This window comes from Bittarella massiliensis (ex Durand et al. 2017) (assembly GCF_017566145.1).
Taxonomy (GTDB): domain Bacteria; phylum Bacillota; class Clostridia; order Oscillospirales; family Ruminococcaceae; genus Bittarella; species Bittarella massiliensis_A.
On record NZ_JABFCL010000006.1, the window covers coordinates 87,824 to 110,410 of the forward strand.

Here is a 22,587-nt window from a genome sequence, read left to right on the forward strand (position 1 = left end):
CCCCCCTTCAACCGGCCTCCCTCTCCCGCTTTTTAAAAAACGGCCGGTTCCCCCGACATAAAGCCCACCTTTCTCCCCTGTTCCCTTGCACAATTTTGGATCCTATTTTTCTGCTATGTCGTAGAATTTTTCACAAATTCTTTACCATTTTATTTTTTGATTCAATAATAGAAAGATTTTGTCGAAACAGGCCGAAGAAGGTGAATGACCGGCCGCTTTCGCCAAAGCCGTTTTTTAGGTGCCTGGGACGGCCGGCCGAAAAAGGAGACAACGAGATGAAAAAGTGGGGAAGTGTTCTCTTGGCCGCCCTCCTCTGCCTCTCTCTTTCGGGGTGCGGGAAGAAAGATCAGCAGGCCATTGAGACAACGGTCGCCAGCTTTTTTCCGCCGTACAGGAGGGCGATTGGGAAAGGGCAGCGGAAAACTGTACCGCGGGCTACCAATCCAGTTCCCCCTCCTATGAGGACAAGATCGCCTACTACCACGATTTGATCCACATCCTCCTGCGCCAAAACCTGGGGGACACCTTTCGCCAGGAGGGGGAGCGGTTCCTTGTGCATGCCCTGAGCAAGTTCGTCTCCACCTACACCGTCGACAGTGTCGGGATCGAACGGGGTTCCCCCAACAAGGAGCGAACAGCCAAGGTGGTGGTGAGCGGCAAATCCATCGATTTTAAAATGCTGCCCCTGGAATTGGAACCGGAGGGCATTGTCACCCAATACACCAACGAACACCTGTACGAATTGGCCGCCATCCTGCAAACCCAGGGGGAGAAGGCCATGGAACAGCGTCTCTACAACGCCGTTGCCCTCCTGATCTACGACGATCTCTGCCAACAGGTCGACGAGATCGCGACCGTCAACTTCACCTGCGTTTTGATCCTGAAGGGAAATGACGGACAGTGGCGCATCGACCGCATTCAGGAGCCGTAAAATAAGTCGTCTGCTGGAAAGCGGCCGGCCTCTCCCGGCAAGGGGCTTTAAAAATAGCGGTCGATCCGCTCAGGCGTCTGCCATAAGAGGAGAGAGAATATGAAAAAGTTCACCAGCATCACCCTGGCCTTTGTGCTCTGCCTGGCCCTCACCGGCTGCGGCAACAAAGATGAAAAGGCCATTCAAGAGGTGGTCAACGGCTATTTTGCCGCCTTCCAGTCGGGGGATTTGAGCGGCGCCAAGGCATTTTGCGACGACAACGTCTCAGATCACACCACCATGATCCTCTCCGCCGAGGTGATGGGAAGCTTCACCACCGACCAGTTCGGCGATGTCTTTGAAAGCGAGGCCAAGCAGTTTGCCAAGAACACCATCGGCAAGTTCGTCAAGGAGTACAAATTGAACAGTCTCTCCATCGAAAAGGGGGAGGCGGCCATGAAGAAAAAACTCTACGACGGAGTGGCCCCTCTGCTCTTCCAGAAGATAGCGGAGAGTGTGGGCGAGATCGCGGTGATCGACTACACCGTCGAGGTAAAACTGCAAAAACAGAGCGATCGCTGGGCCATCACCCAGCTCTCCCGGTAGCGTTGCCCCCTCTGCCTGTCAGAGAGCCGTTTGAAACGGCTCTCTTTTTTGTTCTGGCAGAGCGGTGAAGCCCCCCTTGCTTCTGCTGCCGATCAACCGGCTTTTTCACCATTTTTTTGCTTTTTCGGCTAAAACAGTCCACAAATTTTTCTATCCGTGGTATAATAGCCGCGGAGCGGCTATTATACCTGGGGATGGCCAGGCAGATGCGCAAGCTGCGCTTGCTCCCTGCCCCATGGCCAATACCACTGCGCGCTCCGCGCTTGCGGTATAATAGCACCAACACTTTTTGGAAAGAGGGATTCTATGAAAAAACTGGCAAGTCTCGCACTGGTCCTGGCGCTCTGCGTCTCCATGACCGGCTGTGGAAAAAACAACAAAGAGGCCATTAAAAACGCCGTGGACAGCTACTTCACCGCCATGCAGGCGGGGGATGTACAGGCGTTGAGCGCGGCCTGCGAAGAGGGCTACTCCGACGAGATGGGGTTGGTCGAATTTGAGGAAACCCTCGACCAGTCCTTCGGCGCCGACGAGATGGGCGAGGTCTTTCAGACCGAGGCCAGAGATTTCTTTAAAAATGTAGTCGGCAAGGTGGTCAAAGAGTACACCCTGGTGAGCGCCGAGGAGAAAAACGGCGAGGCCTACGCCGTTATCAACATCAAACAGCTCGACTTCGACAGCATCGACTTCTCCACTGCCTCTGAGGAGTTCGCCCTCATGGGCCAGACCTACGCGCTGGAGCACATGGACGAACTGCTGGCGGTCATGCAGAACGAGGGAGAGGCCGCCATGCAGCAGAAGCTGACCGACGCCCTGGCCCCCCAGCTGTTCGACAAGATGGAGGAGATCGTCGCTGCCGCCCCCTATGTGGATGTCACCCTGAAGGTGACCGTCGTCGAGCACGATGACAAGTGGCTGATCTCGGGTGTTTACGAGCAGTAAATCGCACAGACAAGCAAAACAGGCAGGCGTTCCCCCCGGGGGAGCGCCCGCCTGTTTTTTTGTCCCCTCCCCTTGCAGGGGGCGGGGGGCAAAGTCGCCACCGCCCCCATACAGGGCGGAGTGGGCTGAAAAAGCACTGCAAAAAGGCATTCGGCCCGGTTGGGCCAAATGCCTTTTTCCCTCTAAATGCCCTGGCGCGGCAGCCGGCCCCTATGTACCCTCACAGCCCAAAGAGGAATTTTAAGAAGAGCATCCCCACCACCCCTGGCACCCCCAGTACCGCCGAGGCGCCGCAGGTGTAGAAGTTGAGCTTGAGGGTCGGCCCGATCAAGGGCGAGAGCACGTTGAGCAGCAGCAGAACGCAGATGCCCGCCAGACCGGTAAAGAGGGCGGTGGGACAGGGGTGCCGCCCCCGTGAAAAGGCCCAGATCATGCAGAGCACGGCCACCACCGCCACCGCGATGAGGGCCCAGGTATAGCTGTCCATCCTGTTTTCCATCCCCTTTTATGGCGGGGGCAGGGCTTACCCCTGCGCCCCGATGTGCAGTCCCTTCTCCTTTGCCTTGCGGTAGAGGAAGGCAAGCCTGCTCTCCAGCGCCTGCATCTCAAAGGCAGCCGCGTCGATGAGCAGATCGTCGCAGGAAAAGTTGAACCGGTTGACCGCCGCCTCCAACTCGTCGTTGGTGCGGGCGATGTCCCTCAATAGCTGCTCCAGGTCGGAGGGCTGCTCCTCGCCTCTGGCCCGGCGCAGCCAGTCTCGCGCGCTCGCGCGCGCCTTGATGATTGCTTCCACTGGGAAATCCCCCTTCCGCTTCGCTGTCGGTAGTGGTAGTCTGCCCGGTCGCTACCATTTGTATGCAGCGGGGGAAGGTTTTAGTAACCCGCCCCCGGGCATAAAAAGAGGGCGGAGCCGCAGCTCCGCCCTCGCAAAGGCGTTTGGGGAGAGGGAGATTTTATTTTGCCAGGTCAAAATCCACCTGGCCCAGAGAGACGTTGACCGCTCGCACCTTGACCCTGACCGGGTCGCCGATGCGCAGGGTGTGGCCGGTGCGCTCCTCCACCAGTTTGGTGCCGTCCTCCGACAGCTCGTAGTCGGTGTTCTCGATGGTCGCCAGCCGCACCAGTCCCTCGGCGGTGTTGGGCAGCTGGACGTAAAAGCCGTAGCTGGCCACGCCGGAGATGATCCCGTCCAGCTCCTGGCCCACAAACCGCTCCATGTACTGGGCCTTGTAGGCGTCGTCGCAGGAGCGCTCGGCCAACATGGCCCCGATCTCCCGGTTGGTGGACTGAAGAGCCGCCTCCTTGACAAACTCGCCGTAGCGCTTTTTGATCTCCTCGGCCGGCACCCCGTCCAGATAATCGGTGAGGATGCGGTGGATCGAGAGGTCGGGATAGCGGCGGATGGGAGAGGTGAAGTGGGTGTAGTCGTGCAGCGACAGGCTGTAGTGACCCAGAGGGGTCTCGGCGTACTTGGCCTTGGCCATGGAGCGCAGCACCATCTTGTGGATGAGGATCTGCTCGGGCTTGCCCCGGGTGACGTCCAGCACGTCGGCCAACACCTTGGAGGGGGCCCCGGCCTTGATCTTCAGGTAGGGGTGGCCAAAGGCCTTGACAATCCCCTGCAATACCTCCAACCGCTCCGGGTCGGGGTCCTCGTGCACCCGGTAGACAAAGGGGAGCTGTTTCTCCCGGCCAAAGCGGGCCACGGCCTCGTTGGCGGTGAGCATGAACTCCTCGATCATCTTCTCCGAGTCGCCCCGGTCCCGCACCAGGATGTCCACCGGATCGCCGTTTTCGTCGATGACGATCTTGGCCTCCATGCTCTCGATGTTCATGGCCCCCCGGCCAAAGCGGCGGGCCTCCAGCACCTTGCCGAAGGCGCCCATCTGCAAAAGGGTCTCCTTCACCTGGGCGTAGGCCGCCTCAATTTCAGGGGTGGCGGTGCCGTCCAAAAGGGCGTTGACCTCGCTGTAAGCACACTTTTTGCAGGAGCGGATCACCGTCTTGGCGATGCGGTAGTCGAGAATTTCACCGGAGGGGGCCATCTTGCAGATGCAGGAGAGGGCCAGCCTGTCCTCGTCGGGGTTGAGGGAACAGACCCCGTTGGAGAGCTCCACCGGCAGCATGGGCACCACCGCATTGGCGTAGTAGACCGAGGTCCCCCGCTCAAAGGCCTCGGCATCCAGGGCGCTGCCCCGCTTTACGTAGTGGGACACGTCGGCGATGTGCACCCCCAGTTCAACGCCGCCCTCCACCTGGCGAAAGGAGATGGCGTCGTCGATGTCCTTGGTCTCCTTGCTGTCGATGGTGAAGATGCACCAGTCCCGCAGGTCCTCCCGGCCGGCGAAATCGGCGGGATCCACCCCCCGCTCGCCCACGGCCGCGGCCTCCTGCAGGGTGGCCTCGTCAAAGTCCAGCTTGACCTTGTTTTCCACCAGGATGGCGTCGCAGCAGTTTTTGGCTTTTTTGCTGTCGCCGAAGACGGTGACCACCTCGGCCACATGGCTGAAGTGGCTCTTGCCCCGCACCGCCAGCTTGACCATCACCTTGTCTCCGTCCCTGGCGCTCCCCACGCTGGAGGGGCGCACCTGGATGTCGGTCTTTGGCATCGAGTCGAGGACCACCCAGCAGCTCTGGCCGGCCTGGTGCAGCACCCCGATATAGCCGCCGTCGGGATCGGGGGTGACGTGCAGCACCTCCCCCTCCAGCGACTGGCCGGTGCGGCTGGGGCGGGTTTTCAGCAGCACCTTCTCCCCCGCCATGGCCCCCATCAAAAAGCGGCCGGGGATAAAGACCTGGGTGCCCTCCTCGTCGTCGAGCTGGGCAAAGCCAAATTTGCCCGCCACCTTGACCACCGTGCCGCTGACGATGCCCAGCCGGGAGCAGAGGGCGTAGCCGCTCTCCTTGGAGAAGTAGACCTTGCCCTCCCTCTCCAGCTCGTTGAGGCAGGCCCGGATCTGGTACTTCTGAAAGCTGGGCATCCGGGTGCACAGCAGCTTCATGTTCATGTAGGGCTGACGGGATTCCCGCAGCTGTTTCTCTACCGTTTCTTTCAGTTTGATGGTCGTTCACCTGTCCTTTTCCCAGGGGCCGTCTCGGCCCGACTGTCTTTTCATCCACAATATCCGACGAATTTTTCGCGAAATAAAGCACCCTGCACATCCGGCAGGGTGCTTTTCTCATCTTACTTAAAAAATATTTCAAGTACGCCGACTAAAATTGTCAGTACAAAAAAGGCGACCGCTGCGATCTTGGTCCACTTGCTCAGCAGAGCTTCCGGGGTCCGTCCGCCGGAGCGCCCCAGGTAGGACTGTGTCGCGCCGCCACTGATGGCGCCGGACATGCCGGAAGTGGCCTCCTGCATCATCACCATCAAGATGATTACCACGCAGGCGATGATCAGCAACACGCCCGCTACGATTTGAATTGTATTCACGGCGAACCCTCCGAATAGAATTTTTTCTCGCTCAGTACCTCAAAATAACATTCATATTTTATCACACCCGCCGGGGCTTGTCAATTTTGTTTTTCCCCCATTTTTCGCATAAATACCCGGCGGCAGGGACAGACTAGTTCTTGTCCAGTGTACCTTTATTTTTTGGCGTTTGCAAGTATTGTCCACTGGACAGAGCCGGCGGGAAACCGCCGGCTCTCCTTTTTGCCCAAAGAAGGGAGCGGCGGGACCGCCAAATTCTCCTCCGGCTGTCCCCCTCTTTGCCTTGTGCTTTTGAAGCGGTTGTCGTAAAATGAGAAAAGAGAGATTTTCACTGCCCCTCGCGGGGCTTCTTTCTTTTGGGGGTGATCGCTTTTGAATATCGCCATGGCGGGCATTGACCACCGCCGCGCCCCTCTCCAGCTGCGGGAGCGCTTTGCCTTTACCAAGATCGAGGCGGCCGAGGCCCTGGCCCGGCTGGCCGAAATCCCCGCCGTCGAGGGGGCGGTTCTCCTCTCCACCTGCAACCGCACCGAACTCTGGCTCTCCTGCGCCGAAGGGGCGACCCTTGACCCCGCGAAACTGCTGGGCGACCTCAAGGGAGCACAACCGGCAGACACCCCCTTCGCCGTTCGCCGGGGACGGGCGGCGGTGGATCACCTCTTCGCCCTGGCCTGCGGGCTGTGCTCCCGGGTCTTTGGGGAGGACCAGATCATCGCCCAGGTCAAGGACGCCCTGGCCCTGGCCCGCAGCTGCGGCAGTGCCGACGGGGTGCTCGATCGCCTCTTCCTCTCGGCCGTCACCGCCGCCAAAGAGGTCAAGACCTCGGTGCGGCTGACGGCGGTGGACAGCTCCTCTGCCAGCCGGGCGGCCGATCTGCTCCGCCGCCATTTCGCCGATCTAAAGGGCCTTCCCTGCCTGGTCATCGGCAACGGGGAGATGGGCAGGTTGGCCGCCTCCACCCTTCTCTCCCTGGGCTGCCGGGTGGAGATGACGGTGCGCCAGTACCGCTCGGGAGAGGTCAAGATTCCCGCGGGCTGCCAGGTGATCCGCTACGACCAGCGGCTGCAGGGGCTGGCCCGCTGCCGCGCCCTCGTCAGCGCCACTGCCAGCCCCCACCACACCCTCCGCTATGAGGAGGCCGCTCCCGTTCTCGCCGGCGGGGGGGAGCGGGTGCTCATCGACCTGGCGGTGCCGCGGGACATCTCCTCCCGGCTGGGGGACCTCCCCGGCGTCACCCTCTACGACATCGACGATCTGGAGGGGGGCGGCGAGGGGGAGGCCCGCTGCCAGGAGGTGGCCCGGGCCGAGGCCATTTTGCGGGCCGCCGCAGACGGGTTTTGCGACTGGTGCGACTTTCGTCCCCATCTCCCCGCCGTGCGGGAGGTGGCGGCTCTGGTGGCCGACGACGCGTCCGCCCGGCTGGAGCGGCCCATCGCCCAGCTGGCCGCCGGGCCCGAGGCGGCGGCCGAACTGGAGCGCCGGGCGCGGGACGCCTGCGAAAAGGCGGCTGCCCGCCTCCTCTACGGCCTGCGGGAGGAACTGGACCGCGCCCTCTACCGGGACTGCATCGAGGCGCTGCGGCGCTCGGCCCGGCCCCGGGAGAACGGGAAATGAGCCCCCTTTTTTTGAAGAAATCACCTGCAAAGGAGCATTGCCGATATGGATTTGATCAAGCGCCCCCGCCGCCTGCGGGGAAATCCCGCCCTGCGGGAGATGGTGCGGGAGACCAGGGTGCGCAAGTCCTCCCTGATCTACCCCATGTTCGTGCGGGAGGGCCGCGGCGTGGTGGAGGAGATCCCCTCCCTCTACGGCCAGCTGCGCTACAGCCCCGACACCCTCTGCCAGGGGCTGGAAGAGGTGGCCAAGGCCGGGGTGCCCGCCGTCATCCTCTTTGGCCTGCCGGCCGAAAAGGACAGCTGCGGCAGCGGCGCCTGGGATGAAAACGGGGTGGTACAGCGTGCGCTGCGCCAGGCCAAGGCGGCCTTCCCCGAACTCTACCTCATCACCGACGTCTGTCTCTGCGAATACACCTCCCACGGGCACTGCGGCATCCTCAAGGGGGAGTCGGTGGACAACGACAAGACCCTGGAGGTGCTCTCCAGGACCGCCCTCTCCCACGTGGAGGCGGGGGCGGACATGGTGGCCCCTTCCGACATGATGGACGGGCGGGTGGGAGCCATCCGCCGGGTGCTGGACGGGGCCGGCCACGGCGACATCCCCATCCTCTCCTACGCGGTGAAGTACGCCTCGGCCTTCTACGGCCCCTTCCGGGAGGCGGCGGACAGCGCCCCCGCCTTCGGCGACCGCCGCGGCTACCAGATGGACCCCCACAACCGGCGGGAAGCCCTCAAGGAGGCCGCCCTGGACGTGGAGGAGGGGGCCGACCTGCTGATGGTCAAGCCCGCCCTCTCATACCTGGACGTCATCCGCGACGTGTCCCAGACCTTCCCCCTCCCCTGCGCGGCCTACAGCGTCAGCGGGGAGTACGCCATGATCAAAGCCGCGGCAGCAGCCGGCCTCATCGACGAGGCGGCGGTGGCCTGCGAGGCCGCCCTCTCGGTCTACCGGGCCGGGGCAGATATTCTCATCACCTACTACGCCAAGGAGCTGGCCGGGTGGATGGACGAGGGGAGGATTGGCTGATGGGCCGTTCGGAAGAGCTCTTTACCCGGGCGGTGCAGCGCATCCCCGGCGGGGTCAACAGCCCGGTGCGGGCCTTTGCCGCGGTGGGCAGTACCCCCCGCTTTATCCGCAAGGCGGACAAGCAGTTCATCTGGGATGTGGAGGGCAACCGCTACATCGACTACATCGGCTCCTGGGGGCCGATGATTCTGGGACACAACTTCCCCGCCATCCGCGAGGCGGTGATCTCGGCGGCGGGGAGCGGCCTCTCCTTTGGTGCGGCCACCGAAAAGGAGGTGGAGATGGCCGAACTCATCTGCGAGTTGGTCCCCTCCATCGAGATGGTGCGGATGGTCAACTCCGGCACCGAGGCGGTGATGAGCGCCCTGCGGGCCGCCCGCGGCTACACCGGCCGCCCCAAGATCGTCAAATTTGACGGCTGCTATCACGGCCACTGCGACGCCATGCTGGTCAAGGCCGGTTCCGGCGTCATGACCGCGGGGGTGCCCAGCAGCGCCGGGGTGCCCGCGGGCACGGCGGAGGACACCCTCACCGCCGCCTACAATGACCTGGGCAGCGTGCGCGCCCTCTTTGCCGACAACCCCGGGCAGATCGCCGCCGTCATCGTGGAGCCGGTGGCCGCCAACATGGGATTGGTGCCCCCCGCCCCCGGCTTTTTGCAGGGGTTGCGGGAGATCACCAAAAAAGAGGGGGCCCTCCTCGTCTTTGACGAGGTGATCACCGGCTTTCGCCTGGGGCTCGACGGGGCCCAGGGCTTTTACGGGGTGCAACCCGATCTGACCACCTTCGGCAAGATCATCGGCGCGGGGATGCCGGTGGGGGCCTACGGCGGCCGCCGGGATGTGATGGAGCAGATCGCCCCGGTGGGGCCGGTCTACCAGGCGGGCACCCTCAGCGGCAACCCGGTGGCCATGGCCGCCGGCCTGGCCCAGCTGCGCATCCTCAAGGGCCACCCGGAGGTCTATGCCCGGGCCGCCGCCCGCTCCACCGAGCTCTTTGACGGGCTGCGGGAGATCATCGGCGAGAGCGGCGCCCCCTGTACAGTCAACAGTGTGGGCTCCCTGGGCTGTCTCTTCTTCACCCCCGGCCCGGTGGTGGACGCCGCCAGCGCCCGCCGCGCCGACACCGACGCCTACGGCGCCTACTTCCGCCACATGCTGCAAAACGGCTGCTACTTCGCCCCCGCCCAGTTCGAGGCCGTCTTCCTCTCCAGCGCCCACCAGTGCGAGGACATCGAGCGCACCCTGGAAGTGGCCAGGGCCTACTTCACCCGCTGATCTTCTCTTTTTACCGCCCTTCACAAGCCTCTTTTCGGCAGCGGAAAGAGGCTTGTTTTTCGTCGAAAAATGCGTTATTCTAGGGACTGCGTCTGCCGGGGCCTTCTCCGGCGGCGCGGTCAGTTCGAGACCTTCCTGACCCAAAATAAAACTAAAGGATGGATGAAATGATGAAACGAAGGAACCCGACGCGCTACCTGGTGCAGGCCGGCATGATCGCCGCCCTCTACGTAGCCCTCACCTACCTCTCCAACGCCCTGGGGCTGGCCTACGGCATGGTGCAGTTTCGCCTGTCCGAGGCGCTGTGTATCCTGCCCCTCTTCACCCTGCCGCCGTACCCGGCCTGGCAGTGGGCTGCATTGTGGGCAACCTGGGCAGCCCCATGGGGGTGGTGGACATTCTCTTTGGCACCCTGGCCACCCTGGGGGCCGCCCTCTGCACCCGCGCCCTGCGCCAGGTGCGGGTGCGGCGGCTCCCCCTCCTCCCCGCACTGATGCCGGTTTTGTGGAATGCGGTGGTGGTGGGCATTGAGCTGACCATCTGGCTGGTGCCCGGCGAGGCGTTCACCCTGCCGGTCTTCTTCACCAACGCCCTCTGGGTGGCGGTGGGCGAAGCCGCTGTGGTCTACCTGTTGGGCATTCCCCTGGCCCTGCTGCTGGAAAAAAAGGGGCTGCACCGCCAGCTCTTTGGGGAGTAAATCAAATATCTGCGACTGCCGTCTGCACCCGCTGCAGGCGGCAGTTTTGGTTTTCCGCCTTTTTGTTTAGTTCAATTTTATTTATATTTTAATTAATTTGAACATTTATATTGACTTTACAAGCCTTTGGTGTTACTCTTTGCAAAAAAGAAGTCGATCTTTGCAACATTTTTACAGAAAGAAGGACACACCATGCAGCCCCTGCGGCGAAACATCCTCCTCAATCCTGGGCCGGCCACCACCACCGACGCGGTGAAATACGCCCAGGTCGTCCCCGACATCTGCCCTCGGGAACGGGAATTCGACGATCTCATGCGGCAGATGCGCGCCGACTTGGTGCGCATCGTCCACGGCGACCCGGACATTTATACCGCCGTTCTCTTCTGCGGCTCCGGCACCCTCAATATGGACGTCTGTCTCAACTCCCTCCTGCCTGAGGGCAAGCAAATTTTGCTGGTCAACAACGGCGCCTACAGCACCCGCGCCCATGAGATCTGTCAGGCCTATCACCTGCCCCATCTCAACTACGCCGTCGAATACGACCAGCTGCCCGACCTGGACGAGATCGACCGGCTGCTGGATCAACACCCGGACGTTGCCCTGGTCTACACCACCCACAACGAGACCGGCACCGGCCTTCTCAACCCCATCCGCGAAATTGGCGCCATCGCCCACCGGCACGGCGCGAGCTTTGTTGTGGACACCACCTCCACCTACGCCATGCGCCCCATCGACATCGCCAAAGACAACATTGATTTCTGCATGGCTTCGGCCCAGAAGGGGTTGATGGCGATGACCGGCCTTTCCTTCGTCATCGGCAAGCGCGCCCTGATCGAGGCATCCCGCCATTACCCCACCCGCTCCTATTATTGCAACCTCGCCCTGCAGTACGACTATTTTGAAAAAACAGGGGAGATGCACTTCACCCCGCCGGTACAGACCATCTACGCCGCCCGCCAGGCCATCAAAGAGTATTTTGCCGAGGGCGAGGACGGAAAGTGGGCCCGTCACCAGCGCGTCTTTTCAGCCCTCCACCGGGGATTGGCTCGGCTTGGGTTTCAGGAGGTCATCCGCCCCGAATGGCAGAGCGGCCTGGTGATCGCCGCCGCTTATCCCGACGACCCCCGCTGGGATTTTGACGCCGTACACGACTACTGCTATGCCAGGGGCTTCACCATCTATCCCGGCAAGATTGCCGGCGCCAACACCTTTCGCCTCTGCGCCCTGGGGGCCATCGACACCCCCGATATTGAGGCGTTCTTCGAGGTGTTTGAGGCGGCTCTCCGCTCTCTGGGAATCCCCCTCCCGCTGGCCAGTGGAAAGGGGGAAAAACAGTGAATGCATCCACCCTGCTTGCCGCCATTGAAGCGATGGGCATCCGTTTTTTCACCGGGGTGCCAGACTCCCAGCTGCGCCCTTTCTGCGACGCGCTGATGGCCCGCAAAGGCATCTGTCAGGACCACCAAATCGCCCCCAACGAGGGGGTTTGTACCGCTCTGGCCGCCGGGGAATATTTGAGCAGCGGCCGGCCGGCTTGCGTCTACCTGCAAAACAGCGGGCTGGGCAACATCGCCAATCCCGTCTGTTCCCTCACCCACCCCAAGGTCTACGCCATCCCCACCCTCTTTGTGGTCGGCTGGCGGGGCGAGCCGGGAGTCAAAGACGAGCCGCAGCATCTCTACCAGGGGGAGATCACCTTGGAATTTCTTCAACTGCTGGGGATCAAAGCCCTTGTTTTGACACCCGAGCAGGAGGAGAGGCCCTTTCTGGACAGCCTGTCCCACCTCTGTAAGGCGGCCTTTCCCCGGGGAGAAAGCGTGGCGGTCGTGGTAAAAAAAGGGGCCCTGACAGCTGACTGCCCGCAGCGCTATCAAAACAAGTACCCTTTAAAGAGGGAAGCCGCCATCCGCACCATTGTGGAGCACTGCTGCGCAAAAGACTTTCTCATCTCCTCCACCGGCAAGATCTCCCGCGAACTCTTCGAGGTGCGAGAAGCGCTGGGACAGGGCCACGGCCACGATTTTCTCACCGTCGGCTCCATGGGGCACTGCTCGGCCATTGCCCTTCGGGTGGCCCAGAATCGGCCCCAGCGCCGCGTCTTTTGCATTGACGGCGACGGCGCCCTCCTGATGCACATGGGAACTGCCGCTCTCATCGGCTCTGTCCGGCCCGCCAACCTCATCCATATTCTGCTGGACAACGGCGCCCACGAAACCGTCGGCGGCCTGCCCACCGTGAGCGGGAACTGCGATTTCTGCCGCGTTGCCAAAGGCTGCGGCTACCCCCTGACGATGGAGGTCCACAGCGCCGCCGAGTTGGCCGCCGCCCTTGACAAGCAAGCGGACGAGCCGCCAAACGGACCTGTTTTTCTGCGGGTCTTCTGCGCTCTGGGCGCGAGGGACGACCTGGGGCGGCCCACCCGCACCCCTTTGCAAAATCGGGATGACTTTATGAGAGAATGGGAGCAAGAACATTGAAAAAGGTGTACATCAGTTTTTCGTCCGACATCATCCACAGCGGCCACATCAACCTGATCAACCGCGCCGCCGAGTACGGGGAGATCACCGCCGGGGTGATGACCAACGAGGTGGTTTCCAGCTTTGACCGCTACCCCATCACCTCCCTGGAAGAGCGCATCAAGGTGCTGCGCAACATCAAGCACATCTCCCATGTGGTGGTGCAGGACTCTCTCTACTACGATGACATTTTGGAGGAGCTGCACCCCGACTACGTGGTGCACGGGGACAACTGGCGCACCGGCGACCTGGCCCCCATTCGCCAGCGGCTCATCGAGCAGCTGGCGCGGCAGGGCGGACAGCTGTTGGAGTTTCCCTACACCTACAGCGAAAGCCTCACCGGGCTGGAACACTCGATGCAGGGCAAGCTGGGACTTCCCGACGCGCGTCGGCCACGGCTCCAGCGCCTGCTGCAGTACGACCGGCCCCTGCGCGTATTGGAAGCGCACAGCGGCCTAAGCGCCCTCATCGTCGAACACGCCCAGGCAAAGAAAGGCGGTGAGATTCGCAGCTTTGACGCCATGTGGGTCTCCAGCCTCTGTGACTCCACCGTCAAGGGCAAGCCGGATATTGAGCTGGTGGACATCACCTCTCGGCTGCGAACCATCGACGAAATTATGGAAGTCACCACCAAACCCATTATCTTCGACGGGGATACCGGCGGTCTCATTGAGCACTTTGTCTACACCGTGCAGAGCTTGGAGCGGGTGGGCGTCTCGGCCGTCATCATCGAGGACAAGATCGGGCTCAAGAAGAACTCCCTCTTCGGGACCGAAGCGCACCAGACCCAAGACGACATCGAGCACTTTTGCGAAAAAATCAGGGCGGGAAAAGCCGCCCAGCGCACCAAGGAGTTTATGATTATCGCCCGCGTGGAGAGCCTCATTTTAGAGCAGGGACAGGAAGACGCCCTGGCGCGCGCCCGCGCCTATGTGGCGGCCGGCGCTTCCGGGATCATGATCCACTCCCGCCAAAAGACGCCCGACGAAATCCTCTCCTTCTGCGACGCCTTCCGCCAGACAGACAAAACCACCCCCCTGGTGGTGGTCCCCACCACCTTCAACAGCGTTCGCGAGGACGAGCTCTATCGGCACGGGGTCAATGTGGTCATCTACGCCAACCACCTGATTCGCAGCGCCTTTCCCGCCATGCAGCGCACCGCCCAGGTCATTTTGGAGAATGGGCGGGCGCTGGAGGCCAGCGAGAACTGCATGGGGATCGGAGAGATCCTCACCCTGATTCCCGAGCAGTAGTATTTTTCGGCAAGAGAGAGCCCGGCGCGCAGGCCACGCGCCGGGCTCTCTCTTTTTGTCTGTTCCCGCCCCCTTTTTAGTGCAGGGCGGCCAGGGCACTGCCGATGTCGGCGTCGATACAGATGGCCCGCTCCGCCAGTTCCCGCGGGGCGGAGGCCTCCCCCAGGTTGATGCAGCAGTAGGTGGCCCTGGGATTTTCGGCGCTCATCTGCCAGAAGGGATACTTGATGATGACCGGGGTGTTGCCCCCCACCCCCAGCTCCAAAAAGAGGAGCCGCCGGCCCCGGTGGCCCTCCAAAAAGGCCCGGTAGCGCAGAGCCGCCTCGTGCCAGCCCTCGTCCTCCACAAAGCGGCCGTCACAGCGCAGATTCATGGCCATGGGCGCCCCGCAGACCGGGCAGCGGGGCACCAGTTCGCCGGGGACCCGCTGATTCCTTTGGCGCCGAACCATCTGCCGCACCGCCTCCTCGTTGTCGTAGGTGCGGTCGTGGCAGGGGCGGGAACACTGCCAGAGACCGTAGTCCCCCTGGGTGTAGAAAAGCCGCCTCTTGTCAAAGCCCGCCAGCTGAAACTGGTGGTCCACATTGGTGGTGAGGACAAAGTAGTCCCTCCCCGCCAGCAGCCGCAGCAAGTCGAGATAGGGCGCGCCCGGCGGCTGGTCGTAGCGGTTGAGGAGGATGTGGCGGCTCCACCAGGCCCAGTACTCCTCCAAACTCCTGTAGGGGTAAAAGCCGCCGGAGTACATGTCCCCGATGCCGTACCGGGCCTTGAAGTCGGCGAAGTTCTTCTCGAACCGCTCCCCCGTGTAGGTCAGCCCGGCGGAGGTGGAGAGCCCGGCCCCGGCCCCCACCACCACCGCGTCGGCTGCCGCCAGGGCCTGCCGCAGCCGCTCAAGCCCTGCCCAGCAGTTGCCGGTAGAGGGCGAAGTCTTTTTCTGTAAAGACATTGAACACCACCTCCAGTGGTCGCTTTGACAGGGCCCGGTGGGCCCGAACGGTTTCGACGGCGATCTCGGCCGCCCTCTCGGCGGGAAAGTGAAACTCCCCCGTGGAGATACAGCAGAAGGCCAGCGAGCGCAGCCCCCGCTCATCCGCCAGCGCCAGGCAGGCGCGGTAGCAGGCGGCCAGCTGGCGGCGGTGTTCCTCGGTCAGGGGGCCGGCCACGTAGGGACCCACCGTGTGGAGGACGTACTGGCAGGGCAGGTTGAACCCGGGGGTGATTTTGGCCCGGCCCACCGGCTCCTCCGCCCCCTGGCGGGCCATCAGCTCGGCGCAGGCCAGGCGCAGCTGCACCCCGGCATAGGTGTGGATGGCGTTGTCGATGCAGCCGTGGCAGGGGCAAAAGCAACCCAGCAGCTGGCTGTTGGCGGCGTTGACGATGCCGTCGATGCGCAGGGTGGTGATGTCCCCCCGCCAGAGGGCGATGCCCTCCTCCACCGGGGCGAGGTCCGCCCAGTCGGCAATCCCCTTGCGGGCGGTCTCCTCCTGCAAGTAGGCGTCCTGCACCTGCAAAAAGGCCTCGCTGACCGGCCTCGGCGGGCGGATATTTAAGAGGCTGCGCAACAGCCGCCACTGTCCCTCCGGCGAGGGGGGGATCGCCATCCCCTCCCCCTGCGGCCGCTCCGCCAAAAGGGCCCGCAGCAGGTAGACCCTGCGCTCGTCCTGGTTCATCGCTCCCTCTCCTCTCTCTTTGGGCCATCAAAAGAGACGGCAACGCCCCCGGCCGGGCTTGCCCTGCCGGGGGAATTGGCCCCTGCCGCTCAATTGGGTTGTTCCACCGCCCCCACCGGGCAGGCGTCTGCGCAGTTGCCGCAGTGGATACAGTGTGCCGGGTCGATGGCGCGGGGGACCTCCGCGCTGATGCAGCCGGTGGGGCAGACCGCCCGGCAGGCCTGACAGCCGATGCAGCGGGCCGGGTCGATTCGGTAGGCCGATATCCGCACCTCCTCCCCGCCAAAGGAAAAGGTCTGGCGAAGGGGCGGCAGCTGGGAGAGGTCGAAGTACTCCCCCTCCCCCCGGTAGAGACAGAACACTTCCAGCGCCCGGCGGCTGGCCTCGGTGGGGTAGATTTTCCGCATATAGGGATTTTTCTCGAAAATCTCCCCCAGCCGCTGCCGGCCGATGGGCCTCACCCAGCCCCGCACCGAGACGGACACAGTGGAGAGGGTGTCCTCCCCCTTCATCCCGCAAAGGGCCAGGTAGCGCCGTTTCATCAGCCGCCGGTAAAAGGCCTTGCCCCGGGCGGTGAGAAAGTAGAGGCCCCCCTCGTCGGCGAGCATCATGTCGATGGCGCAGGTGTGGGGCAGCCCCTGCTCATCCACCGTGGCGGCCACGGTGGAGTGAACCTCCCCCACCAGATAGGCCAGGCACTGCTGTGCGTTCACCGCGTTCCCTCCCCCCTAAAGGGTGTACTCCCGGGGCGGGTTGCCGGAAAAGTCGGCGAGGACCGCCTTGGCTTCCTCCAGGTAAAAGACCACGAAGATCGGGTTGTCGGCGCTCTGGTACTGGCCCTTGACGATGGGGTTTTCCATGCAGCCCTCCTTCACCGCCCGGTCGTCTGCAAAGACGGCCTTGCCGCTCAAGCGGATCCAGGCGTAGGCGGGGCTGGAGGTGGAGACCTCCAGATAGGGGTTTTCCTGCAAGTCCTTGTAGACCTCTTTGGTGTTGTTGGTGCAAAACCAGAGTTTGCCCCCCCTCTCAAAGCAGAACATAAACGGCCGGCATTTGGGCTTGCCGTCCCGCCCCACGGTCGCCAGATACTGTACCGGGTTCTCCTGCAAAAATGTAACCACTTCGTTCATTTAAAAGCACCTCCTGTGTCGCTTAGGGGGAGGAGTTGACTTTTCCCTCCCACAACCCTATACTAGTCCCACAGACACTTTTCGTAAAGTACGCACTACAAAGTGGTGTAGTTACCAAATGGAAACCATCGTATAACCGTGCGGTTTTTAGAGGAACTTTCTCCCTCCCCCGCGCACGGAAAAAGGAGGAGTCGAGATGGAAAAACAGCTGCCCGCCTGCCCGGTGGAGACCACCCTCACCCTCATCGGCGACAAGTGGAAGGTGCTGATCCTGCGGGACCTGCTCTCCGGCACCAAGCGCTTCGGCGAACTCAAGCGCTCCATCGGCAGCGTCTCGCAAAAGGTGCTCACCGCCCAACTGCGAGCCATGGAGGCAAGCGGCCTGGTGCGCCGCAAGGTCTACGCCGAGGTGCCGCCCCGGGTGGAGTACACCCTCACCGAGACCGGGTACAGCCTCCGCCCCATCCTCGACGCCATGTGGGCCTGGGGCGAACACTACAAGGCCCAAAATACCCCCTCCGCCTAGGCAAGAGAGAAGAGGGCGGGCTGCCGGTCCTTCGCCGGCAACCCGCCCTCTCTTTTATCGTTTCTCTTCTGCCGCCATTTCATCGGGGCAGCGGGACAAACAATCGGCGCAGGGGCTGTTCTCCCGCCGCCCGCGCAAAGACGCGCGCCCTGCGGCGTGGCGAGAAGCCGTGTCACAGGGCGCGCGTCTTTGTCTGAAAAAAAGCTCTCCGCCGTCAGCCCAAAGTCAGCTGGCTGGCCAGGTCCTCCGGGGCGATCTTGGCCCCCATGGAGGGGATGGTCTTGGTGCGGTAGCGGTGCTCGTCGGCCAGTTCGGCCTCCTGCAGGGGACGCACGCTCTGCAATACCGCCTTTTTGGTCAGCTTGATGCCCGCCACCCCCTGGGTGTTCTTGGTCTGCTTGGGGGCGATGAGGGCCGAGTTGACAATGAGCATCCGGTCCAGCGAGGTGCGCAGCAGATACTCCCTGTCCTCAAGGGCGCAATCAATGGCCACCAGGGGGGATTTATCGCTGTACGCGCCCACCAGCTTTTTGCGGTTGGTCTTGGTCCGGTAGGCCGAGAGGCCCACCTTGGCCACCTTGCCGTTTTCAAAGAAGAAGAGCATATACCCCTCAAAGGTCTTGGTGGCCACCATGTAGAGGCACTTCTCCCCCGGTTCCATCTCCAGCTTGGCGGGAATAAAGTCCCCGATGAGGCTGGCCTTGGTGTCGGCAAAGTCGGCGCAGCGGGCCTTGTAGACCTGCTGGCGGTCGGTGAAGAAGAGCAGTTCGCAGTCGTTGTTGGCATCCATCTCCTGGGCGATGAAGTCCCCCTCCTTGAGCTTGTGCACCTGGCTCATCCGCCAGGACTGGGGGGTGATCTTCTTGAAGTAGCCCTCGGCGGTGAAGAACAGGCGCACCTCGTAGCTCTGCACCTGCTCCTCCTCCGGCTCGTAGACGTACTCGTCCACATAGCTGATCTCGGTGCGGCGGTCCTGGCCGTACTTGGCCATCACCTCTTTGAGCTCGCCGATGATGATCCTGTCCAGCTTCTTCTGGCTGCCGAGAATCTCCTCCATCTCGGCGATCTCCGCCTTCAGGCTCTCGATCTCGCTGGTGCGGGCGAGGATGTACTCCCGATTGAGGTGGCGCAGCTTGATCTCGGCCACATAGTCGGCCTGAATCTTGTCGATGCCAAAGCCGATCATCAGGTTGGGGACAACCTCCTGCTCCTCCCTGGTCTCCCGCACAATGCGGATGGCCTTGTCGATGTCCAGCAAAATCTTTTCGAGCCCCAGCAGCAGGTGCAGCCGGGCCTTTTTCTTCTCCAAATCGAAGTAGACCCGGCGGCGGACGCACTCCCGGCGAAAGGCCGTCCACTCCTGCAGCAGTTCCCGCACCCCCATCACCCGGGGCGACCCGGCGATGAGGACGTTGAAGTTGCAGGAGAAGTTGTCCTGCAGGGGGGTCATTCGGTAGAGTTTGGCCATCAGCTTGTCCGGCTCCACCCGGCGCTTTAGGTCGATGGCGATCTTGAGCCCCCCCAGGTCGGTCTCGTCGCGGATGTCGTTTATCTCCCGCAGCTTGCCCTGTTTGGAGAGGTCGATGATCTTGTCGATGATGGCCTCCACCGTGGTGGTGGGGGGGATCTCGGTGATCTCCAGGCAGTTTTCCCTCTCGTCGTAGCGGTACTTGGCGCGAATTTTAAAGCTGCCCCGCCCGGTGTCGATCACCTTGCGAAGCTCCGCCTCGTCGTAGAGATAGATGCCCCCCACCGGGAAGTCGGGGGCCTTGATGGTCTCGCTGATGTCGCAGTTCGGGTCTTTGAGGATGCCGATGGTGGCCTCGCAGACCTCCCGCAGGTTGAAGGAGCAGATGGCGCTGGCCATCCCCACGGCGATGCCCAGGTTGGCGTTGACCAGGATGGTGGGAAAGGTGGCCGGCAGCAGGGTGGGCTCCTTCATGGTGTTGTCGTAGTTGTCGACAAAGTCCACCGTGTCCTTGTCGATGTCGCGAAAGAGCTCCTCGGCGATGGGGTCCAGCTTGGCCTCGGTGTACCGGGAAGCGGCGTAGGCCATATCCCGGGAATAGGCCTTGCCGAAGTTGCCCTTGGAGTCCACATAGGGGTGCAGCAGGGTCTGGTTTCCCTTGGAGAGGCGGACCATGGTCTCGTAGATGGCGGCGTCCCCGTGGGGGTTGAGTTTCATGGTCTCGCCCACGATGCGGGCCGACTTGCTGCGCCCGCCCTTGAGCAGCCCCATCTTGTACATGGTGTAGAGGATCTTGCGGTGGGCGGGCTTGAAGCCGTCGATCTCGGGGATGGCCCGGGAGACGATGACGCTCATGGCGTAGGGCATGTAGTTTTCCTGCAGGGTGTTGGTGATGGGCTGTTCCACCACGATCCCCGCCCCGGCGATCTCGGCGTTGGGAATGGCCCGCTTCTGCCGCGGGGCCTCTTTTTTCTTCTTGGGTGCCATATCATTTCCCTCTCAAAAGCGTTTTTCTGGGGCGCGTCTGGGTCAGGACACATCCAGCATGTCCAGGTAGTCCTGTCCCCGCTCGGCGATAAACGCCTTGCGGCCGGCCAGGTTGTCCCCCAACAGGATGTCAAACATGGCGGCGGTCTCCTCCACCGAATCGGGGGTGACCTTGATCAGCCGCCGGCTCTCGGGGTTCATGGTGGTCATCCACATCATATCCGGGTCGTTTTCCCCCAGCCCCTTGGAGCGCTGGATAGTGTATTTCTGGTTGCCGATCTCCCGCAGCATATCGGTCTTTTCGCTCTCGTTGTAGGCAAAGTAGACCTTGTCCTTGGTGGTGATCTCGTAGAGGGGGGACTCGGCAATGAACACATATCCCTCCCGGATGAGGGTGGGGGTCAGCCGGTAGAGCATGGTGAGGATCAGGGTGCGAATCTGAAAGCCGTCCACGTCGGCGTCGGTGCAGATGATGACCTTGTTCCACTTGAGCTGGTCCAGGTTGAAGTTCAAGAGGTCCTTGTTGGCCTTGCTCTTGACCTCGACCCCGCAGCCCAGCACCTTGATGAGGTCGGTGATGATCTCGCTCTTGAAGATCTTGTCGTACTCGGCTTTGAGGCAGTTGAGGATCTTCCCCCGCACCGGGATGATGGCCTGGAACTCGGCGTCCCGCGAGAGCTTGCAGGCCCCCAGGGCCGAGTCTCCCTCCACGATGTAGACCTCCCGCCGGGAGACGTCCTTGGTGCGGCAGTCCACAAACTTCTGCACCCGGTTTGCCATGTCGATGGTGGCGGTGAGGGTCTTTTTCAGGTTTTTGCGGGTGTTTTCCGCCTTCTCCCGGCTGCGCTTGTTGATGAGCACCTGGTCGGCGATCTTCCCCGCCTCCTCCGGCTGCTCGATGAAGTAGACCTCCAGTGAGCGCTTGAGAAAGTCGGTCATGGCCTGGGCGATAAAGGCGTTGGTGATGGATTTTTTGGTCTGGTTTTCATAGGAGGTCTGGGTCGAGAAGGAGGAGGAGACCAGCACCAGCGCATCGGCCACGTCCTGGTAGGTGACCTTGCTCTCCCCCTTGAGATACTTGGCGTTTTGCTTCAAGTAGGCGTCGATCTGGTAGACAAAGGCCGTTTTCACCGCCCGCTCAGGGGAGCCGCCGTGCTCCAGGAAACTGGAGTTGTGGTAGTACTCCACCACCTGGCGCCGGTTGGAAAAGCAGCAGGCCACTGACAGCTTCACCTTGTAGTCCTGCTTGTCGGCCCGGTCCCGGCCGGCCGTCTCGGTCTGCCAGTACTGGACAGCGGTGAGGGTGTCCTCCCCCGCCAGCTCCTGCACATAGTCCTTGATGCCGTTTTCGTACCGGTAGGTAAACTCCTCAAAGCCCCCATCCCCCTCCGCCCGCAGCAGAAAGAGAACCCCGGGATTGACCACCGCCTGGCGCTTGATGGTCTCCTGGTAGTACTCCAGGGGGATGTCGATGGCGGTGAAGACGTCCAGGTCGAGCCGCCAGCGGATGCGGGTGCCGGTCTTTTTGCGGGTGGTGGGTTCCTTTTGCAGCTCCCCCACTGGCTCGCCCTTTCGAAAGTGCATCTCGTAGCGAAAACCGCCCTGGTAGATTTCCACGTCCATGTATTCGCTGGCGTACTGGGTGGCGCAGAGCCCCAAGCCGTTGAGGCCCAGGGAGTACTCGTAGTTGTCCCCGCCCTGGCCGTACTTGCCGCCGGCATAGAGCTCGCAGAACACCAGTTCCCAGTTGTACTTTTTCTCCCGGGGGTTGTAGTCCACCGGGATGCCCCGGCCGAAATCCTCCACCTCGATGGAGTTGTCCCGGTACTTGGTGACCACGATCTTGTCGCCAAAGCCCGCACGGGCCTCGTCGATGGAGTTGGAGAGGATTTCAAAGACCGAGTGCTCGCAGCCCTCCAGCCCGTCTGAACCAAAAATAACACCGGGGCGCTTGCGGACCCGGTCAGCCCCTTTTAGGGCGGTGATGCTTTCGTTGCCGTACTGTTTGGCTTTCGCTGTCATATCTGCTCTACATCCTTTTTCTCTGTCGGTGCGGCGTCGGATAACGGGAGCGGCGCCCGGCGAACCCCCTGGATCAAGGGGCGGCGGGCGCACTTCCCAACTTTATTAGAGTATCTCAAAACAGGGCGGACTGTCAAGGGCCGGCAGCCGTCTTTGGTGATTCTGCGCCCTTTTTGCCCGCTTATACGCCGCGCCGGAACGCGCGTCAAAGGGGAGGCGCGGGGAGGCGGCTGCTCAATGGGCCATTCCCCCGCCGCCCGTCCTTTTTCCGACAGACAGATGGGGCATCTCCATGCCTTTTCGGGCGGCTTTCGGTGCGGCCGTGCCGCCCCCCGCTCCAAGGAAAGGCCGCGACAATTCACCGCCAGGCGGGTCCCCCTCGGCGCACACAGGGCGTCTTTCCCGCCCACCGGCAGCGCAGACCGGTTGTCACCTCCCTCGCATTAGATGTTGGCGGCCCAGCAGACAGCTTTTTTCTGTAGCAGAGCCGGGGGGCGCAGTCAC

20 protein-coding genes and 1 pseudogene are annotated in these 22,587 nt (G+C 62.4%); 11 read left to right on the top strand and 10 right to left on the bottom strand.

Annotated elements, in window-relative coordinates; genetic code table 11:
• Window positions 1–553 precede the first annotated feature (553 nt).
• From HJY11_RS08065 to HJY11_RS08075, 3 genes are all read left to right on the top strand, one after another.
• The gene (locus tag HJY11_RS08065; protein WP_208075478.1) at window positions 554–931 is read left to right on the top strand and encodes a hypothetical protein; all 378 of its coding nucleotides are present in this window, start codon (window positions 554–556) and stop codon (window positions 929–931) included.
• 99 nt (window positions 932–1,030) lie between these two features.
• Window positions 1,031–1,516, top strand: a complete 486-nt coding sequence (locus HJY11_RS08070) for a hypothetical protein (protein ID WP_208075479.1) — start codon at window positions 1,031–1,033, stop codon at window positions 1,514–1,516.
• A 306-nt stretch (window positions 1,517–1,822) separates the two neighbouring features.
• Window positions 1,823–2,458 (top strand): hypothetical protein, encoded by a 636-nt coding sequence (locus HJY11_RS08075; protein ID WP_208075480.1) that lies wholly within the window; start codon window positions 1,823–1,825, stop codon window positions 2,456–2,458.
• Window positions 2,459–2,678: 220 nt separating this feature from the next.
• Here HJY11_RS08075 and HJY11_RS08080 read toward each other — a convergent pair whose 3' ends face one another.
• The 4 genes from HJY11_RS08080 to secG form a co-directional block, all read right to left on the bottom strand.
• Window positions 2,679–2,945 (bottom strand): pro-sigmaK processing inhibitor BofA family protein, encoded by a 267-nt coding sequence (locus HJY11_RS08080; protein ID WP_208075481.1) that lies wholly within the window; start codon window positions 2,943–2,945, stop codon window positions 2,679–2,681.
• Window positions 2,946–2,981: 36 nt separating this feature from the next.
• Window positions 2,982–3,251 carry a DUF2508 family protein gene (locus tag HJY11_RS08085; RefSeq protein WP_208075482.1) on the bottom strand — a complete coding sequence of 90 codons (270 nt, stop codon included), beginning with the start codon at window positions 3,249–3,251 and terminating at the stop codon, window positions 2,982–2,984.
• A 160-nt stretch (window positions 3,252–3,411) separates the two neighbouring features.
• Window positions 3,412–5,520, bottom strand: a complete 2,109-nt coding sequence (gene rnr / locus HJY11_RS08090; RefSeq protein WP_208075524.1) for a ribonuclease R — start codon at window positions 5,518–5,520, stop codon at window positions 3,412–3,414.
• 122 nt (window positions 5,521–5,642) lie between these two features.
• Complete coding sequence (gene secG / locus HJY11_RS08095; protein WP_208075483.1) at window positions 5,643–5,894, bottom strand: preprotein translocase subunit SecG; 252 nt, start codon at window positions 5,892–5,894, stop codon at window positions 5,643–5,645.
• Between the two features lie 372 nt (window positions 5,895–6,266).
• Here secG and hemA point away from each other — a divergent pair, with 372 nt between their 5' ends.
• The 7 genes and pseudogenes from hemA (at window position 6,267) to aepX (ending at window position 14,280) form a co-directional block, all read left to right on the top strand.
• On the top strand, window positions 6,267–7,508 hold the full coding sequence (hemA, locus tag HJY11_RS08100; protein ID WP_208075484.1) for a glutamyl-tRNA reductase: 1,242 nt from the start codon (window positions 6,267–6,269) through the stop codon (window positions 7,506–7,508).
• 45 nt (window positions 7,509–7,553) lie between these two features.
• A complete protein-coding gene (gene hemB, locus HJY11_RS08105) occupies window positions 7,554–8,537 on the top strand; it encodes a porphobilinogen synthase (RefSeq protein ID WP_208075485.1) in 984 nt (327 codons plus the stop codon).
• On the top strand, window positions 8,537–9,814 hold the full coding sequence (hemL, locus tag HJY11_RS08110) for a glutamate-1-semialdehyde 2,1-aminomutase (protein ID WP_208075486.1): 1,278 nt from the start codon (window positions 8,537–8,539) through the stop codon (window positions 9,812–9,814). Before hemB ends, hemL begins: the two co-directional genes overlap by 1 nt.
• Before the next feature lie 212 nt (window positions 9,815–10,026).
• A pseudogene (locus HJY11_RS08115) lies at window positions 10,027–10,511 on the top strand (QueT transporter family protein).
• Window positions 10,512–10,703: 192 nt separating this feature from the next.
• Window positions 10,704–11,849 (top strand): 2-aminoethylphosphonate aminotransferase, encoded by a 1,146-nt coding sequence (locus HJY11_RS08120; RefSeq protein ID WP_208075487.1) that lies wholly within the window; start codon window positions 10,704–10,706, stop codon window positions 11,847–11,849.
• Window positions 11,846–12,988 carry a phosphonopyruvate decarboxylase gene (aepY, locus tag HJY11_RS08125; RefSeq protein WP_368041562.1) on the top strand — a complete coding sequence of 381 codons (1,143 nt, stop codon included), beginning with the start codon at window positions 11,846–11,848 and terminating at the stop codon, window positions 12,986–12,988. The genes HJY11_RS08120 and aepY overlap by 4 nt, the downstream gene beginning before the upstream one ends.
• Window positions 12,985–14,280, top strand: a complete 1,296-nt coding sequence (aepX, locus tag HJY11_RS08130) for a phosphoenolpyruvate mutase (protein ID WP_208075488.1) — start codon at window positions 12,985–12,987, stop codon at window positions 14,278–14,280. Before aepY ends, aepX begins: the two co-directional genes overlap by 4 nt.
• Before the next feature lie 76 nt (window positions 14,281–14,356).
• Here the strand turns inward: aepX and HJY11_RS08135 are convergent, their stop codons facing one another.
• The 4 genes from HJY11_RS08135 to HJY11_RS08150 form a co-directional block, all read right to left on the bottom strand.
• The gene (locus HJY11_RS08135; protein WP_208075489.1) at window positions 14,357–15,226 is read right to left on the bottom strand and encodes an SIR2 family NAD-dependent protein deacylase; all 870 of its coding nucleotides are present in this window, start codon (window positions 15,224–15,226) and stop codon (window positions 14,357–14,359) included.
• On the bottom strand, window positions 15,171–15,950 hold the full coding sequence (locus tag HJY11_RS08140; RefSeq protein WP_208075490.1) for a protein-ADP-ribose hydrolase: 780 nt from the start codon (window positions 15,948–15,950) through the stop codon (window positions 15,171–15,173). Before HJY11_RS08140 ends, HJY11_RS08135 begins: the two co-directional genes overlap by 56 nt.
• 89 nt (window positions 15,951–16,039) lie before the next feature.
• Window positions 16,040–16,663, bottom strand: coding sequence for a 4Fe-4S binding protein (locus tag HJY11_RS08145; protein WP_208075491.1), 624 nt, complete (start codon window positions 16,661–16,663; stop codon window positions 16,040–16,042).
• A 15-nt stretch (window positions 16,664–16,678) separates the two neighbouring features.
• Window positions 16,679–17,080: a pyridoxamine 5'-phosphate oxidase family protein gene (locus HJY11_RS08150; protein WP_208075492.1), complete on the bottom strand. Its 402-nt coding sequence runs from the start codon at window positions 17,078–17,080 to the stop codon at window positions 16,679–16,681.
• Between the two features lie 196 nt (window positions 17,081–17,276).
• On the opposite strand from HJY11_RS08150, the gene HJY11_RS08155 reads away from it, so the two are divergent.
• On the top strand, window positions 17,277–17,606 hold the full coding sequence (locus HJY11_RS08155; RefSeq protein WP_208075493.1) for a winged helix-turn-helix transcriptional regulator: 330 nt from the start codon (window positions 17,277–17,279) through the stop codon (window positions 17,604–17,606).
• Window positions 17,607–17,820: 214 nt separating this feature from the next.
• Here HJY11_RS08155 and HJY11_RS08160 read toward each other — a convergent pair whose 3' ends face one another.
• Both HJY11_RS08160 and HJY11_RS08165 read right to left on the bottom strand, forming a co-directional pair.
• Window positions 17,821–20,061 carry a DNA gyrase/topoisomerase IV subunit A gene (locus tag HJY11_RS08160; RefSeq protein WP_208075494.1) on the bottom strand — a complete coding sequence of 747 codons (2,241 nt, stop codon included), beginning with the start codon at window positions 20,059–20,061 and terminating at the stop codon, window positions 17,821–17,823.
• Window positions 20,062–20,103: 42 nt separating this feature from the next.
• Entirely contained in the window at window positions 20,104–22,083 is a 1,980-nt protein-coding gene (locus HJY11_RS08165; RefSeq protein ID WP_208075495.1) for a DNA gyrase/topoisomerase IV subunit B, read from the bottom strand.
• Window positions 22,084–22,587: the final 504 nt, after the last annotated feature.

Bases quoted from the DNA above. Each gene is read 5' to 3' on its own strand.
- HJY11_RS08070 (WP_208075479.1), top strand. From the start codon at position 1,031: ATGAAAAAGTTCACCAGCATCACCCTGGCCTTTGTGCTCTGCCTGGCC.
- HJY11_RS08075 (WP_208075480.1), top strand. From the start codon at position 1,823: ATGAAAAAACTGGCAAGTCTCGCACTGGTCCTGGCGCTCTGCGTCTCC.
- HJY11_RS08080 (WP_208075481.1), bottom strand. From the start codon at position 2,945: ATGGACAGCTATACCTGGGCCCTCATCGCGGTGGCGGTGGTGGCCGTG.
- hemB (WP_208075485.1), top strand. From the start codon at position 7,554: ATGGATTTGATCAAGCGCCCCCGCCGCCTGCGGGGAAATCCCGCCCTG.
- hemL (WP_208075486.1), top strand. From the start codon at position 8,537: ATGGGCCGTTCGGAAGAGCTCTTTACCCGGGCGGTGCAGCGCATCCCC.
- HJY11_RS08120 (WP_208075487.1), top strand. From the start codon at position 10,704: ATGCAGCCCCTGCGGCGAAACATCCTCCTCAATCCTGGGCCGGCCACC.
- HJY11_RS08135 (WP_208075489.1), bottom strand. From the start codon at position 15,226: ATGTCTTTACAGAAAAAGACTTCGCCCTCTACCGGCAACTGCTGGGCA.
- HJY11_RS08140 (WP_208075490.1), bottom strand. From the start codon at position 15,950: ATGAACCAGGACGAGCGCAGGGTCTACCTGCTGCGGGCCCTTTTGGCG.
- HJY11_RS08150 (WP_208075492.1), bottom strand. From the start codon at position 17,080: ATGAACGAAGTGGTTACATTTTTGCAGGAGAACCCGGTACAGTATCTG.
- HJY11_RS08155 (WP_208075493.1), top strand. From the start codon at position 17,277: ATGGAAAAACAGCTGCCCGCCTGCCCGGTGGAGACCACCCTCACCCTC.
- HJY11_RS08160 (WP_208075494.1), bottom strand. From the start codon at position 20,061: ATGGCACCCAAGAAGAAAAAAGAGGCCCCGCGGCAGAAGCGGGCCATT.
- HJY11_RS08165 (WP_208075495.1), bottom strand. From the start codon at position 22,083: ATGACAGCGAAAGCCAAACAGTACGGCAACGAAAGCATCACCGCCCTA.